This window comes from Methylomicrobium lacus (assembly GCF_041897535.1).
Lineage (GTDB): Bacteria > Pseudomonadota > Gammaproteobacteria > Methylococcales > Methylomonadaceae > Methylomicrobium > Methylomicrobium lacus_A.
On sequence record NZ_CP169217.1, the window covers coordinates 2,804,681 to 2,819,827 of the forward strand.

The following is a 15,147-nucleotide window of genomic DNA, read 5'->3' on the forward strand; positions in this document are numbered from 1 at the left end:
TCAGCGCTTGGCCAATGCGGCGATCGGATTCAGCTTGGCGGCCTTGCGGGCCGGCAGGAAGCCGAAGGTCAGGCCGTTCAGCAGCGCGATGCCGAGCGCGGCGAACAATGCCCAGGGCGGAAGTTCGAAAGGAAATGCCGGATAAATCACCTGCAAGCCGGCCAGGGCGAGTTGCCCGAGCAGCGCGCCGACCGTGGCGCCGGCCAGCGACAGCAGCGCGGCTTCGGTCAAAAACAGCGCATGCAATTGCCCGCGGGTCGCGCCCAGGGCTTTCAGCAGGCCGATTTCGGCGGTGCGCTGGGTCACGCTGACCAGCATTACGTTCATCACCAGGACGCCGGCGACCGCCAGGCTGATCGCGGCGATGCTGGCGACGGTCAGGGTCAGCGCGGTCAATATCTTGTCGAAGGTACTGACCACGCTATCCTGGGTGATGATCGTGACGTCGTCCTCGCCTTCATGGCGCGCCTTGATGATGGCCCTGACCTCATCGACGGCCTTGTGCATCGCCTGCTCGGACTTGGTTTCGGCCAGAATCCTGAACAGCGACTCGGTATCGAACAGGGCCTGCGCGGAAGCGACCGGAATGATCACCATTTCGTCGAAATCGACGCCGATCGACTCGCCCTCGGAGGCCAATACGCCGATCACCCGAAAACGCCGGTCGTTGACCCTGAGCCATTGGCCGACCGCCTGCTGGTTCGGGAATAATTCCTTGCGGATCGTCTGGCCGATCACGCAGACCGACAGCGCCTGATCGGAGTCGATCTTGGGCAGGAAACTGCCCTGCGCCATCGAGAGGTGCCGGACCCGCAGCAGCGCCTGGGTCGAGCCGAAAATATTGGTTTCGCGTTCGAGCCCGTGCACCGAAACCGGCGCGGAACCGATCATCAGCGGCGCGATCGCGGCGATATGCGGGCTGACCGCCAGCGCCTCGGCATCGCCCAGCGTCATATCGCGCGGCGTTTCGCCGAATATGGGCGGCTGGCCGCCGGTCGTCTCATTGCGGCCCGGCAGCACGATGACCAGATGCGTGCCGAGCGACTCGAACTCGTGCACGATATAAAGGCGCGCGCTCTCGCCCAGCGCGACCAAGATCGAAACGGACGCGACGCCGATGCTCATCGCCAGAACGATCAAGCCGGCCCTGAGCGGCTGGGATTTGATCGCGAGCAGGGCCTGGCGGAAAAGGTCGGCCGGGAGCATGGCCGGACGCTCGGCGTACCCTACCTGGTTACGCCTGCGCCTTGTTGTATTGGATCGAGGAATAGACCGAGAGCGCAATCAAGATCGCGCCGGTCAGGCCGGTGATCACTTCGGATATATGCGTGGTCATGCTCATCAGCATGATGCCGGCCAGGACGCCGATCGCATAGTGCGCGCCGTGCTCCAGAAACACATATTCGTCCAGCGTGCCCTGGCGCACCAGGTAAACGGTCAGGCTTCGCACGAACATCGCGCCGATCGCCAGACCCAGCATGATGATGATCACGTCCTGGGTGATCGCAAACGCGCCGATCACGCCGTCGAAGGAGAACGAGGCGTCGAGCACTTCCAGGTACAGGAAGCTCATCATGCCAGCCCGTTTCAACGCCTCGGCCGTTTGCTCGCCTTCCTCTTCGTCTTCAAACAACGCCGAGGCGCTATCGACCATCACGAACAAGATCACGCCCGATACGCCCGCGACCAGCGCTTCGAGGCGGATTTCGGCCGGCAGCCAGTGCTGAATGAACAACAGCAAACACAGCGCCACGATCAGTTCGATCGATTCGAGTTTACCCCAGCCGGCCAGTTTTTCCTCGACGGGCCCGAGCCAGTGCAGTTCCTTCGCGTCGTCAAAGATGAAGCCGAAAAAGACCATCAGCAAGAACATGCCGCCGAAGGCCGCGATCTGCACATGCGACTCGGTCAGATGCTGCGCATAAGTCGTCGGGTCGTGCAGGGCCATGTCGGCGACGCCAAACAAGCCGATGCCGGTCGCGAACGACACGATCAGCACAGGGAACAACAGCCGCATGCCGAAAACCGCGATCAGGATGCCCCAGGTCAGAAAGTAGAACTGCCAGCGTTCATCCATGCGCTTCAACACCGAGGCGTTGACGACCGCGTTGTCGAACGACAGACTGACTTCCAGGACGCCCAGAATCAGCGCGATAAAGGCCCCGGTCAGGCCGCCCCAGTAGAGCGCGATCGCGAGACTCAAGACGGTCACGATGATGGAAAGACGAAAATGCTGCATGCAAAACTCCTGAATGTGTTTTATGGAAGCGTAACTATAAGTCGAATTAGCTTAAAATCAATAGTTAGGGCGACAAGTTTAACGTTTCGGCTGCAATAAAAGGGTTGGCCCCTTATTTATAAGCATATTTCATTCCAGTGCCATTTTTATCGCTTATAATGGCCTGCCCGATTCTCGGCCGGCGCATCGCCATTCCAGCATTTGGCTCGATCGCCCGGCCAAACCCCGCTGCATTTTGACTCTGTGACGTTATGGACTCTTCGAACAAACTCAGCCCAGCACAGTTTTTACAACAACAGCTCCAGGAAGTGATCTCCCTGCTCGAAAAGCAGCAGCTGGAAAAATCGCTGCTCGAGAGAAGCCCTGGCGCTAACTACGAGCTTCTCGAAACCGTGCTGCGCAAACAGCAGGAAAGCCGTCTGCACGAAAAGCTGGCCGCGCTGCACCCGGCCGATATTGCCTATATTCTCGAATCCTTGCCGCTCGATCAGCGCAAGCTTGCCTGGAATGCGATCGAGGCCAGTGATCATGGCCAGGTGCTGGTCGAAGTGTCCGACGCGGTTCGGCAAACGCTGATTTCGAGCATGGAATCGGAGGATTTGGCGACCGTCGCCGAAAACCTCGATGCCGACGAGATCGCCGAGCTGGCCGACGACCTGCCGAAAAACGCGATGCTGAAAATCCTGCGTTCGTTGAACAGCGAGGAGCGCCAGCACGTCAATGCGGTACTGGCTTATGAGGACGACCAGGTCGGCGCGTTCATGGATTTCGGCATGATCACGATCCGCGAAGACCTGACGCTGAAAGCGATCGCGGACTACATCCGCAAACTCGGCAAACTGCCCGGCCATACCGACAAACTGTTCGTGGTCGACCAACAGGATGTCGTGAAAGGCGTGCTGCCGCTGTCGCGCCTGTTGACGCACTCGCCGATTCTATTCGTCGCAGACGCGATGGTGACCGATTTCGTGCAGTTTCAGGTCGACCAGGACGCCTCCGAAGCCTCGCGCGCTTTCGAACGCTACGATCTGATCTCGGCGCCGGTCGTCGACAGCAAAGGCCGGCTGCAAGGGCGGCTGTGCGTGGACAGCATCCTCGACTTTATCCGCGAAGAAAACGACGAAGACCGCCTGATCCAGGCGGGCGTCTCCGAGGAAGAAGACCTATTCTCCAGCGTCTGGAAGAGCGCCCGGAACCGCTGGTCATGGCTGCTGATCAATGTCACGACCGCCTTCCTGTCGACCCGCATCATCGGCCTGTTCGAAGATACGATCCTGCAACTGGTCGCCCTGGCCTCGCTGATGCCGATCATCGCCGCGACCGGCGGCAATACCGGCAATCAGACCAGCATCCTGATCATCCGCTCGCTGGCCCTGGGGCAAATCACCCCGCTCAACGTCAGGCGGCTGATCAGAAAAGAGCTGTCCCTCGCCTTGCTGAACGGCACCTTCATCGGTCTGGTGGTCGGTTCTGTCGCCTATTTCCTGTACCGGGACAAGGCGCTGGCCGGCGTGATGGCGCTCGCGATGTTTTTGAATCTCCTGGTCGCGGTCGTGGCAGGCCTTGCGATTCCGCTGCTCCGGCATAAGTTCGACAAGGACCCCGCCGCCGGCGCGACGGTGATGCTGACCTCGATTACCGATGCGATGGGATTTTTTATCTTCTTGGGACTGGCGAGTGTGTTTTTGTTATGACAGCCGGCGCGCATCTGATCTGACGGAATCAAACTTCAATTTGGATTGAACGTGACACTGACGGTCTCAGTTCGGCCAATTTCTGTCAGTCGGCGTATGTCCTTGAAAGGCGGGTTTCTGTGGCATTGCTGGCGGTGATGCCTTTATCTTGAGAGCAACTTACAAATTTTGGGTATAACCCGGTTAGAAAAAAATGATTTAGAAAGGTATTCTTGTCGACTGAGATTGAAACGAGTATAAGATATTCATTGTTAAACAATAACCTGTAATAGGGCTTGTAAGTCCATCAGTAACAATGGAGATAACAATGTTATCAATTGACCCCCTCATTCCCATCATTCTCGTCGTCTTGGGTTTAATTTTCATGTCACTTCGGATCGTCAAGGAATACGACCGAGGGGTCATTTTCTTTCTCGGTAAAGTCACCGGCGTTCGCGGCCCGGGCCTCATCATCCTCATACCGATCTTAGAGCAAATGACGAGGGTTACCCTCCGCACGATCACCATGAATATTCCGTCGCAGAAGATTATTACGAAGGACAATGTGTCTATCGACATCGCGGCCGTCGCGTACTACAAGATCATCGATCCTCAAAAGTCGGTCGTCGCGATCGAGGACATCACGAATGCTGTGAATCAGATCAGCCAGACCACCGTGCGCAACGTCGTGGGCCAGTTCTCGCTGGACCAGTTGCTCTCGCAGACGAGAGACATTAACCTACAGATTAAGAACGTAATCGATGCGCACACCGAACCCTGGGGTGCAGAGGTGACTGCCGTCGAGATTAAGGACATCACGCTTCCCGAGAATATGCAGCGTGCGATGGCGAAGGAGGCAGAGGCTGAACGGGAGCGCCGAGCCAAAATCGTTGCTGCAGAAGGCGAGTTTCAGGCGGCGGTGAAGCTCGGCGAGGCGGCGGACATCATCGCGTCGCATCCGGTTGCACTCCAGCTCCGCACGCTCCAGACGATGGCAGAGATTGCCACGGAAAGGAATTCCACAATCATCTTCCCAGCGCAGTTCATGACCACCGTGCAGGAGGCGATTTCGACGATCAAGCAAGACTCAAGCAGCAAATAGCCGCTGCATCATAACTGCTTGCCAATGCCGGTTTACTGTTGATCTTTCCGACGTGTAGATCGGCATTTATTTTTATTAGCTTGTAGAATTACTCTGACCAAATCAGGTCATAGTCACTGCTTGTGGTCATTTAGGGTGCTGTATGCAGGTAAATAGTCGATGCTGAATTGACTCAATATTTATTTATCCTGTAGGCGAAAAAATCTTCGCATTTCCGCTCTCTAAGGTATCTAACTTGCAAATGAGAAAATTCGATATTAATCGATTTTCCTAGGTATTCCTTTGGGACTATAGCCTCTTCCTCCATGAACACCACCGCATCCGGCAGGGCAGACAAATTTGCTATCCAAGTGTCCGAACTCACACGCCGATTTGGCCATTTGACGGCGGTGGATCATATCGAACTGCAGGTTCCCTATGGGGAGATTTTCGGATTGCTTGGGGCAAACGGCGCCGGTAAGAGCACCTTGATCAAGATGCTGACGACTCTGCTGCCGCCGACATCCGGCTCCGCTGAAGTGGGAGGATTTAGCATTATCAGATCTCCGGGACAGGTCCGGCGGCGCATTGGCTATGTATCTCAACTCTTGTCGGCCGACGGCGCCCTGACGGGCTACGAGAACTTGCGTCTGTCGGCCAAGCTCTATGGCCTGGACAAAGCGGAGAGAAATGTGCTCATTGGCGATGCACTGGAGTTTATGGGGCTTACGGATTCGGCGCACAAACTGGTGAAAACCTATTCCGGCGGCATGATCCGCCGTCTTGAACTTGCCCAAGCCATGCTGCATCGTCCTGCAATTCTGTTTCTGGACGAACCGACCCTTGGACTCGATCCGGTCGCGCGCCATACTGTCTGGGATCGCTTGCTGGATCTTAGACGCGACTACGGTATGACTGTCCTGATCACGACGCACGATATGGAAGAAGCCGAAACGCTTTGCGATAAGCTGGCGATTCTTCATAAGGGGCGCATCAGCGTGGTCGGAAAGCCTGTCGAGTTGCGCGCAGGACTGGGAGCCAATAAAACCATGAATGACGTATTTGCGCATTATGCCGGCGGATTGATACATGATGGCGGGACTTTCAGCGCGGTCGCACAAACGCGCAGAACGGCTCACCGTCTTGGCTAAGGCGAGCATATGAAGCGCTTCATTCGAGAGAGTTCCGCCATTGTAGAAATAGAACTCATCAAGCTTGCTCGGGATCCGACCGAGCTGATTGCACGCGCGGTACAGCCGGTATTGTGGCTGGTGATATTCGGACAGGTTCTGGCCCAGGTTCGTGGTATCCATACGGGACAGATGAGCTACCTGGCTTTCATTACGCCGGGCATTCTCGCTCAGAGCGTGCTCTTCAGTTCCATCTTCTATGGCATCGCCATCATCTGGGAGCGCGATCTTGGCGTGGTACAAAAGCTCCTGGTAAGCCCGGCCCGGCGCAGTGCGCTGCTTTTCGGCAAAGCGATCGCTGCAGGGTTTCGGGGCATCGTTCAAGCGGCTGTCATTTACCTTATTGCTATGGTGATGCACGTTTCCATCAGACTGGATCCTTTGGCAATCGTTGGCGTGCTGAGCAGCGTGATGCTGGGTTCAGGCATATTTGCCACTTTCTCACTGATCATCGCCTGCATTGTAAAGACGCGTGAGCGTTTCATGGGAATCGGCCAACTTCTGGCGATGCCTATGTTTTTCGCCAGCAATGCGATCTATCCGCTCAATTTGATGCCAAGTTGGCTGCGCCTCATCGCGCAGGTCAATCCGCTCACTTATTTGATCGATGCGTTACGCGGACTTGTCATTGTAGGCGGGGAAAATATTTATGGTTATGGTCTCGATTTTGCCGTGATGCTCGTCGTATTTTCCATCCTGCTAGCCATCGCCGTAAAGTTATACCCGACATTGGCGGTATGAGTGCTGCCTGGATTTTTGTCCCTGAGAATGTCTGTTTTGAGGATTTGTGGTGTCTGAATTTTGAAAATCATTAAATAGCGCCAACAACTTCCTTGCCCTTGTCGGAAAGGCTGAAAACGTAAATGTTCGAAATACGGAGTTAAATCAATGATATGCATGTCAATGGCGAGTTGGAGCCTTTGGGCTGTATTTCTTTTAAAACGCTTAAATGGAGTTTTTGCTTAGGGGAGCCGGCCCCGTCTACGTATTTCGCTTAATGGATGCAGATCTAAAGGTTATTTGTCTTGCGCTCTAGTTAACTTATTGTTATTAATATGCTTTTTAAATAAGCACGATTGAGTAACATCGTCATTTTTCATGACTAATTGACATCACCGCGATTAACAGAAAAATCATCACCAGAACAGGCCAGAAATAAGGAGCCAACATGATACAAACCATTAATGCAATAAATAGGGCGCCCAGAAACATGAACACTCCGATACCTAAAAACAGCATTATCGTCAGGATAGCGGCGAGCCCCATAATCATCAAAAATGTTGGGATGGCGGCAATGCGGACTAGTGGCTCTGCGACCGGTTGCCCATTGATCATCACACTTAACTGTCCAACCTCGGGATGAAATAGGTAGCGTAACCGTTCACGCCCCCGAAGCCGAAGGCAAGCAAGCTAAAGCTGGGAATGGCAACCGGAAGGAGACATGCCCCTCCATCACCCCTTGCCAGCAAACCGTCCGCAGGGTCTGATAGACATTGACCTTGAGCCGCTTGCACGTCTCAATCAGGGACAACATCATCGGCCGAAACTGATTGCCCCGATGTGATTGCGTGAAGAAGCTGATTTTCCGCCAAATGACATACGGTCGCAGACTTTGCTCCGCAGCGTTGTTCGTCATCGGCACGCCTTGATATTTCAAAAACGTCCACAGCCGTGGGCTGTCGCGCAAAAGCTTGCGACAGGCGTGGCCGGTGCGCGTATCGCCATGGGTCGTTGCGGTGCGTTCCAGGGTGGCTTGAAAATGTTGGCGTAAGCGCTGCAAACGCCTTCGGTACAGCAAGGATTGGCAACCGCTGTGCTGCCAGCGCTTGCCGCAGTGCACCACCAGGCGGGCCAGGCGCAACAGGTAAGTGCCGTCTTCCCCGGCTTGTCCCGAACGTCCGGAGATTTTCTCCAGGTTGCGGATGATGTGTGCCCAGCAGTACTGATGCCGGTCGGCGTCATAATCGTTGTAAGCGCCGTGCCGGTCGGTGACCAGAATGCCGTCGAAATCGCCCAACAGTTCCCGGGCCGCCTGTTTGCCGCGCGAATAATGGGTCATAAAATAAGCCGCCTGCGGCGTGCTCAAGGACCACAGCCAGTAGCGGCTCTTCCCGCGAAAATGGCTGGTTTCATCGGCGTGAGCCACGCCTGCATCACGCACCTGGTCGCCAATCTGTTGGTAGACGGGCAACAGCCAGTCGATCACCGGCGCTTGGGCTTCGCTGATCGCGCCCAAGCTGAAATCCAGCTGCCACTGCTCCGCCAACAGGCTCTCGATTTGACGCAGACTCAAGTGGTATTGGCTGTTCAGCAGACTGATCCAGGCGATCAAGCCGGGGCCCATTTGCCCGCTCGGCACGTCGTCCGGCAAGGCCGCGCGATGACGCGCCTTGCACTGTCTGCAACACCCGCTATAACAACGGTGCTCGACCACTTGGTAACGCACTTCCGGCAAGTCGAAAACTTGATGTCGGCGATAGCCGTCCATGACGACCTCGCCGCCGCAAGCACACTGGCTCTGCGGATAATAATGTTCGATCCGATCCACCGCTGAGGCATCCAGCAAAGCGCGTTCGTGCTTGCCATGCCCCGGCTGCGCGCCTTTCGCACGCCCGGTCGGTTTTTTCGACGGCCGCTCTGCGCGTTGCTTGGGGCTGTCTTGCGACGGCGGCTTTGAGGAGTTCTCCGAATGCGTATTGAGCTGCTCTTCCAGCTCCGCTTGCCGTTTTTGCAGTTCGACCAAAAGCTGCCACAGCGCGGCAATGAGCTGCTGCGCTTCTTCGAGGCTCTGCGGGACTGGCGCCGGTTGACTGAGATCGATAACGAGTTTTGACATATCGCAATTTTCTAACAAGCGGCCGGGCTTTGGCAAGGGCGTGAACGGTTACTAGGTAGCTGAGAACAGCTACCACCACACCGATTATAAGAACTTTTGTTATCAGCCTGATATTTCGTTGATTTGCCATAAATAATTACCCACAGAAAGTTGAAAACGGCTCAGTAAAGATACGTGATTTTTTATCCCGGCCAAATTAATCGCAGGAGTTTGTTTTAAATTCATTTCCTTTCAAAGATTGCTCGCTATTTTTGCAATATAGATCAAAACCGTGGGTGTTTTTGTATGCAACAAAGCCATTTTCCACTAAAAAAGCGTGCAAATTTTCCAGTAGAAGTTTTGGTTCTGTTGTCATCAAAGTTATCCATTTCATGCTTTGAGCGGTCGAGCATGATTGGGAGATCTTTTTCAAATGTAAAACATCAGGAGTCCTCCGGCTGAACCGGAGGCATAGCGAATCGGACAGTTATTGAGTTTTTCAATAACGTCGCTCCAACTTATTGAATGTTCAAGCTACTGAAATCCGTCATCCACATTTTAATCAAGGCGTTGTAAAAACAACATCTACCCAATAGTTGGCACTATTATAGGTGTTGGCGGGGAAAGCACTGGTAGAGCCATAGACGTACACTCCATCGCCGCCCGAAATTCCGTTAGCTAAGGCATGAAGTGGAGGATTGTCAACGCCGGCGGTCGCAAAATAATTTAGACCAACGCTATAGTGGCCGACGTTGGTATGATATGAGACCACATATACAGTACCGGCGGTAATGGCCACGGGGGAGCTGAAGCTCATTTGCTGCCACCCGGAAGCGGTTTCTCCACTGAAGGTGACCGAGGCCAAGTTAGTGCCGGTGCTGCATGAAGAGTTGTCGCAACTCCACAAGTTACCGACATGGGTACCGGTGTTATTACTGGACTTGTAGAAGCGAATACCCGTGATTTTGCCACTGACATCAGATTTAAATTTTACACCCAACTCTACCGCGCTATCAGGGCCGCTATCGACCACAGCCGGAATGGTTGTGCTCGGCCAAATGCTTGTTGTAGCCGTGGCCACAGTGATGCTCAAAGCTTTATTAGCCGTTATGGCAGGGTTGGCAGAATCGGTTACCTGGGCGGTGAACGTATACGTCGCGGCCGTGCTGGGTGTGCCGCTAATGACACCGCTACTGGATAAGCTCAGACCTGGGGGCAGCGAGCCTGCGCTGATCGACCAGGTGTAAGGCAGTGTTCCACCGATCGCCGCCAAACTCGCAGAATAGGAGATGTTCACCGTTCCGTCCGGCAGCGCCGTGGTGGTGATGCTCAGCGCCGCGGTGTTTACCGTCAGAGCCGTAGTGCCACTCACGCTCCCGGTCGTCGCGGTGATCGTCGCGCTGCCCGCGCTGACACCGGACGCAAGTCCGCTGCTATTGATGGTGGCTACCGCCGTAGCCGAGGAAGCCCATGTAACCTGGCTGGTGATGTTCTTCGTGCTACCGTCCGAATAGGTTCCGGTCGCCGCAAATTGTTGCGTCGCACCGACCGCAATCGACGGATTCGCCGGTATCACCGAGATCGACTGCAGCGTTGGTGCGGGGCCAGTACTGAACATCACATCCACCCAATAGTTGGAACTATTATAGGTGTTGACGGGGAAAGCACTAGTAGAGCCATAGGCGTACACTCCATCGCCGCCCGAAACTCCGTTAGCTAAGGCATGAAGTGGAGGACTGTCAACTCCGGCGGTCGCAAAATAATTTAGACCAACGCTATAGTGGCCGACGTTGGTATGATATGAGGCCACATATACAGTACCGGCGGTAATGGCCACGGGGGAGCTGAAGCTCATTTGCTGCCACCCGGAAGCGGTTTCTCCACTGAAGGTGACCGAGGCCAAGTTAGTGCCGGTGCTGCATGAAGAGTTGTCGCAACTCCACAAGTTACCGACATGGGTACCGGTGTTATTACTGGACTTGTAGAAGCGAATACCCGTGATTTTGCCACTCACATCAGATTTAAATTTTACACCCAACTCTACCGCGCTATCAGGGCCGCTATCGATCACAGCCGGAATGGTTGTGCTCGGCCAAATGCTTGTTGTAGCCGTGGCCACAGTGATGCTCAAAGCTTTATTAGCCGTTATGGCAGGGTTGGCAGAATCGGTTACCTGGGCGGTGAACGTATACGTCGCGGCCGTGGTGGGTGTGCCGCTAATGACACCGCTACTGGATAAGCTCAGACCTGGGGGCAGCGAGCCTGCGCTGATCGACCAGGTGTAAGGTGGTGTTCCACCGATCGCCGCCAAACTCGCAGAATAGGAGATGTTCACCGTTCCGTCCGGCGGCGCCGTGGTGGTGATGCTCAACGCCGCGGTGTTTACCGTCAGGGCCGTAGTGCCACTCACGCTCCCGGTCGTCGCTGTGATCGTCGCGCTGCCCGCGCTGACACCGGACGCAAGTCCGCTGCTATTGATGGTGGCTACCGCCGTAGCCGAGGAAGCCCATGTAACCTGGCTGGTGATGTCCTTCGTGCTACCGTCCGAATAGGTTCCGGTCGCCGCAAATTGTTGCGTCGCGCCGACCGCAATCGACGGATTCGCCGGTGTCACCGAGATCGACTGCAGCGTGGGTGCGGGGCCAGTGCTGAGCATCACATCCACCCAATAGTTGGCACTATTATAGGTGTTGGCGGGGAAAGCACTGGTAGAGCCGTAGGCGTAAACACCGGCACTAGCAGGCGCGATTAGCGAACCGTTCGTGAAGGGTGAGACAAAATAGCCGTCACCCGCAGAATAGGCTTGATTGCTGTGGTAGGAGGCAACGTAAGTTGTGCCTGCCGCGATCTGAACTGGCTGCGAGAATAGGACCTCCTGCCAACCGCTTGCCGTTTCGTTGGCGAAAGTGGCGCTAGCAAGCAACGTTCCCGTCGACGACCACAAATTTCCTGTATGGGTGCCCGTATTTATTGAGTTCTTCCAGAAACGAATGCCAGTGATAGTGCCCGAGGTCGAAGCTGAAAATTTTATACCGAGTTCGACCGGGTTGTCGCTGTAGGTATCGATATCGGGGACAGCCGTATTCCCAAATAGGTTGGAACTCGCTGTTACACCAATGCTGTTCCCAGCCTGAGGGGTCTCCGAGTTGAGGCTGTCGTCAGTCGCGAGAGACATGATTGTGTGCGATCCGGCCGTGGCATTCCAGGTATAGCTCCAGTTTGTCGTGCCGGATGCCCTGAACCATGTTTTGCCACCGTCCACTGACACCTCGACCCCGGCAACCTGCCCACCTATGTCACTTGCGACGCCGCTGATGGTGACTGGTTGGCCTTCCGAGAAGCTGGATCCGGTGCTAGGCATCGAGATCGAAGAGGTGGGAGGCGTCGTGTCCGTGGACTTGACCGCTGCGATCAGTCCCGCCTGTAACGAGCCCGGCTGCACGCCCATATCGGCGAGCAGGTTCACCATGGCTTGTTGGATGTCCGGATCGGTCGGCGTTGGCGGCCCATCGTGCTCCGCACTCAACCCCCACGACCAGAAGACGGTGCCCGCGCCGAATACCAGTGCGCTGCTGCTCGGGTTACGGTACATCGTCAAATTATGGGTCGCCGTACCATTGCCGGTCCTTGAGCCATAGTCGAGGAGGTACGTATCCACACTTAGCGTTGTCGATGACAGGGCTATCAGACCTTCTGGAGCGAAACCGTTGTCCGGGGACGCATCCCATTCGTAGCCGAGGATATTCTGGGTAAGGCTCCAACTATTGCCCGATGCGAGCTTCGAGACATTCGGGGTATTGCGCCAAAACCGCAATCGGCTCATGGCGTAAGGGACCTGAATGGCGTCGGAGCGGTAGGAGTCGACCTGAAAAATCGTGCCGGTCAAATTGTTTTCGGGCTTTCCTCCGTCGGCGGGTGGACTGAACCTCGGATCGCGCCATGTCCCGGTCCAAGTCCAGATCGGACTTGCGTCCAGCGGGTCGAGCGGAGCGTTGTGCCGCGTTTCTTTGTAGCAAACGAGCGTGCGATAAGGCGTTGCGCTGCCGTCGATGCTGGGCTCCCAGCGGGTTTTCCAATAGACTTCGTTTCCACTCATAAAGACAAGATTAACGCCGGCGTCGCGCGCCGCCTCTACATTTGCACGCGCCGTGGTGTCCCAATATTCGTCATGGCCGGTGGACGTGAAGACATTATGCTGATGCAACAGCGAAGGGGACCGAGCGGTATCCACTTCGGCAATGTATGAGACGTCGTAGCCATTCTTTTCTAACCAATATATCGCGGCGTACTCGGCACCAAAAAGAAAGTCAGTCCAACTAGCGGCTGTTCCCACTCCGTCGCGGGTCGCGATGGGTCGGTTGTAACTCACCTTATAGGCACGGCCGGCAGCCGAATCCCCACCCGGGCCATTACCACCATACAAATTGGCGCCGCCCCAGCCGTTATATGCATGCCACGTCGTGTCCGATGTCTGGAAAAGGATGTCGCTGGTCGACTCATCGGCGCGGACAATAAATGGAATGTGGTTCTCATTGCTGGTGTTGTTTTGATCCACAAGATGGGCTATATAAACGCCGGATACCGCGGTGCTGGGAACTGCCCATGATGCCGTAACACTCCAATTGCCCGCATCAACCTCGCCGGTCGTCGAATTGGTCACGGGAGCGGGCTGACTTTGAGAGCTATTCTTGTTAATCGTCGTAATCAATCTGGCGCCATTCCCTTGGTAATAACCAAGGCGATAGATATCGATACGCCAATTATTCGTGCCAGATTGAATTTTGAAATCGACCGTAGAGCCATGGTTGATGCTAATGTCGGTCGTGAAGCCTTGGAGAGTTGTTGAGCCTGGTCCATTAAGATCCCACAGGCTCGCAGGAGTGCCTTGTAACTGATTCTCAGTGACAATCGCGTTTTGCGCAAACGCACTGTTAATGGCGATTGCCATAACAAGAAGTGACGTCAGCAAAACTTTCATCATTGTATCTTTTTTCATCGTTGTATCTCATAGAGAATTAACATAATAGCGAAAGCACAAAACTGCATCTGCTTAATTATTCGGCATTCTCGGCGGTCCGTGGTTGACTGATGACTCTCTCTTATCTTCTGGGAATTTATCGAATTTAACCCGCTTCGCGTCCTTGATTATCGGCTCGACAATCGCCGACAATTGGGTAGGAGAAAGACAATTTTGGGATAGCGCCACCGTGACTTGATCATTAAAGATTGCCAAGCTGTTCGGCATTGCTGCCCTTAGTGCATTGCCGTGGCTTTTTTCCTGTCTTGCGACCGTCAGCGCGTTAGGAACGGCTTGGCGGGCCTGACCATAATTAAGGCTGACAAAGTCAGCCCGGTGCTGCCAATAAGAGTTCGCGTTCTGGGTTATTGCGGATGCGCTAGCCTTGAGGGTTTCTAAAATTTGGGTGCAGTCGTTGGTCGGCGCGGCATTAGCCGCAGCCGATGCGGTCGCAAGACTAGCCGTAACAACTAGGATGAGAGTTTTCATAGCTGATCCTAAATAGGTTCGTTAATCGAATGGGTTCGTTAATCGGAAAATACATGTGCTCATTAGGGTATATTCCGGTAGTTATTACAAAACGCGAATATTCTCTCGGAACTAAAAAGCGTGCGTATCGCGACTCTGTCTTCCGTATCTTACTGAGGATCCTCGTGATTTTCTGAAAGCCCATATTGTTGTAAGAGAAAAAAGTTTTCCGATGTTCCCTAATGTTAACCGTGCTAAATTTATCTTGCGTCAATAGCAAGATAAATAATGGCGAACCTTATCGGTGCACACGGTAACGCTCAACACGAAGCTGCTCAAGGAAACAAGGCTTATCGAAGATTTTCTCTAAATTCAGTCTTGCAATAATTTTCTGCCATTGAAAATTTCGATGAAGCGCTCATAACTTTATCTTTGTTTGGTTGCAATTCAATAATCATACGCATCTTAATATGTTACCATTTGAAAATAATTTCCCTTTACTTGTGATTAATACTCTAACGCTTAACAATAAATAAACAGGCATATGTGAATTAAGCCCTTTGGCCTACTCTTCCCGTCAGAAAACAATATCTGTCAACTTTTTGCTAAGCGCTAACCTATGTTTCCTCTGCATATTTCCACAAAATTAAAGAAATGTCTGTAC

At 54.2% G+C, this 15,147-nt stretch carries 11 protein-coding genes; 4 read left to right on the forward strand and 7 right to left on the reverse strand.

Annotated features, from left to right (window positions below):
- Together ACEPPP_RS12345 and ACEPPP_RS12350 are read right to left on the reverse strand one after the other, a co-directional pair.
- Positions 1-1,206: an ABC transporter permease gene (locus ACEPPP_RS12345; RefSeq protein WP_374087112.1), complete on the reverse strand. Its 1,206-nt coding sequence runs from the start codon at positions 1,204-1,206 to the stop codon at positions 1-3.
- 28 nt (positions 1,207-1,234) lie between these two features.
- Positions 1,235-2,239 carry a DUF475 domain-containing protein gene (locus ACEPPP_RS12350; protein ID WP_374087114.1) on the reverse strand — a complete coding sequence of 335 codons (1,005 nt, stop codon included), beginning with the start codon at positions 2,237-2,239 and terminating at the stop codon, positions 1,235-1,237.
- A gap of 251 nt (positions 2,240-2,490) precedes the next feature.
- Between ACEPPP_RS12350 and mgtE the strand changes: the two genes are divergently transcribed.
- From mgtE to ACEPPP_RS12370, 4 genes are all read left to right on the forward strand, one after another.
- Positions 2,491-3,933 (forward strand): magnesium transporter, encoded by a 1,443-nt coding sequence (gene mgtE / locus ACEPPP_RS12355; RefSeq protein ID WP_374087116.1) that lies wholly within the window; start codon positions 2,491-2,493, stop codon positions 3,931-3,933.
- Between the two features lie 307 nt (positions 3,934-4,240).
- The gene (locus ACEPPP_RS12360; RefSeq protein WP_374087118.1) at positions 4,241-5,014 is read left to right on the forward strand and encodes an SPFH domain-containing protein; all 774 of its coding nucleotides are present in this window, start codon (positions 4,241-4,243) and stop codon (positions 5,012-5,014) included.
- Between the two features lie 305 nt (positions 5,015-5,319).
- Complete coding sequence (locus ACEPPP_RS12365) at positions 5,320-6,144, forward strand: ABC transporter ATP-binding protein (RefSeq protein WP_374087120.1); 825 nt, start codon at positions 5,320-5,322, stop codon at positions 6,142-6,144.
- Between the two features lie 9 nt (positions 6,145-6,153).
- Entirely contained in the window at positions 6,154-6,924 is a 771-nt protein-coding gene (locus tag ACEPPP_RS12370) for an ABC transporter permease (RefSeq protein WP_374087122.1), read from the forward strand.
- 348 nt (positions 6,925-7,272) lie between these two features.
- Here ACEPPP_RS12370 and ACEPPP_RS12375 read toward each other — a convergent pair whose 3' ends face one another.
- The 5 genes from ACEPPP_RS12375 to ACEPPP_RS12395 form a co-directional block, all read right to left on the reverse strand.
- Entirely contained in the window at positions 7,273-7,518 is a 246-nt protein-coding gene (locus ACEPPP_RS12375; RefSeq protein WP_374087124.1) for a hypothetical protein, read from the reverse strand.
- Positions 7,519-7,564: 46 nt separating this feature from the next.
- Positions 7,565-9,019: an IS66 family transposase gene (locus ACEPPP_RS12380; protein ID WP_374086375.1), complete on the reverse strand. Its 1,455-nt coding sequence runs from the start codon at positions 9,017-9,019 to the stop codon at positions 7,565-7,567.
- Positions 9,020-9,215: 196 nt separating this feature from the next.
- Positions 9,216-9,374 carry a hypothetical protein gene (locus ACEPPP_RS12385; RefSeq protein ID WP_374087126.1) on the reverse strand — a complete coding sequence of 53 codons (159 nt, stop codon included), beginning with the start codon at positions 9,372-9,374 and terminating at the stop codon, positions 9,216-9,218.
- A gap of 186 nt (positions 9,375-9,560) precedes the next feature.
- Positions 9,561-13,994: a DUF4082 domain-containing protein gene (locus ACEPPP_RS12390; protein WP_374087128.1), complete on the reverse strand. Its 4,434-nt coding sequence runs from the start codon at positions 13,992-13,994 to the stop codon at positions 9,561-9,563.
- 54 nt (positions 13,995-14,048) lie between these two features.
- Entirely contained in the window at positions 14,049-14,504 is a 456-nt protein-coding gene (locus tag ACEPPP_RS12395) for a hypothetical protein (protein ID WP_374087130.1), read from the reverse strand.
- Positions 14,505-15,147 lie beyond the last annotated feature (643 nt).

Bases quoted from the DNA above. Each gene is read 5' to 3' on its own strand.
- ACEPPP_RS12345 (WP_374087112.1), bottom strand. From the start codon at position 1,206: ATGCTCCCGGCCGACCTTTTCCGCCAGGCCCTGCTCGCGATCAAATCC.
- ACEPPP_RS12350 (WP_374087114.1), bottom strand. From the start codon at position 2,239: ATGCAGCATTTTCGTCTTTCCATCATCGTGACCGTCTTGAGTCTCGCG.
- mgtE (WP_374087116.1), top strand. From the start codon at position 2,491: ATGGACTCTTCGAACAAACTCAGCCCAGCACAGTTTTTACAACAACAG.
- ACEPPP_RS12360 (WP_374087118.1), top strand. From the start codon at position 4,241: ATGTTATCAATTGACCCCCTCATTCCCATCATTCTCGTCGTCTTGGGT.
- ACEPPP_RS12365 (WP_374087120.1), top strand. From the start codon at position 5,320: ATGAACACCACCGCATCCGGCAGGGCAGACAAATTTGCTATCCAAGTG.
- ACEPPP_RS12370 (WP_374087122.1), top strand. From the start codon at position 6,154: ATGAAGCGCTTCATTCGAGAGAGTTCCGCCATTGTAGAAATAGAACTC.
- ACEPPP_RS12375 (WP_374087124.1), bottom strand. From the start codon at position 7,518: ATGATCAATGGGCAACCGGTCGCAGAGCCACTAGTCCGCATTGCCGCC.
- ACEPPP_RS12380 (WP_374086375.1), bottom strand. From the start codon at position 9,019: ATGTCAAAACTCGTTATCGATCTCAGTCAACCGGCGCCAGTCCCGCAG.
- ACEPPP_RS12385 (WP_374087126.1), bottom strand. From the start codon at position 9,374: ATGACAACAGAACCAAAACTTCTACTGGAAAATTTGCACGCTTTTTTA.
- ACEPPP_RS12390 (WP_374087128.1), bottom strand. From the start codon at position 13,994: ATGAAAAAAGATACAATGATGAAAGTTTTGCTGACGTCACTTCTTGTT.
- ACEPPP_RS12395 (WP_374087130.1), bottom strand. From the start codon at position 14,504: ATGAAAACTCTCATCCTAGTTGTTACGGCTAGTCTTGCGACCGCATCG.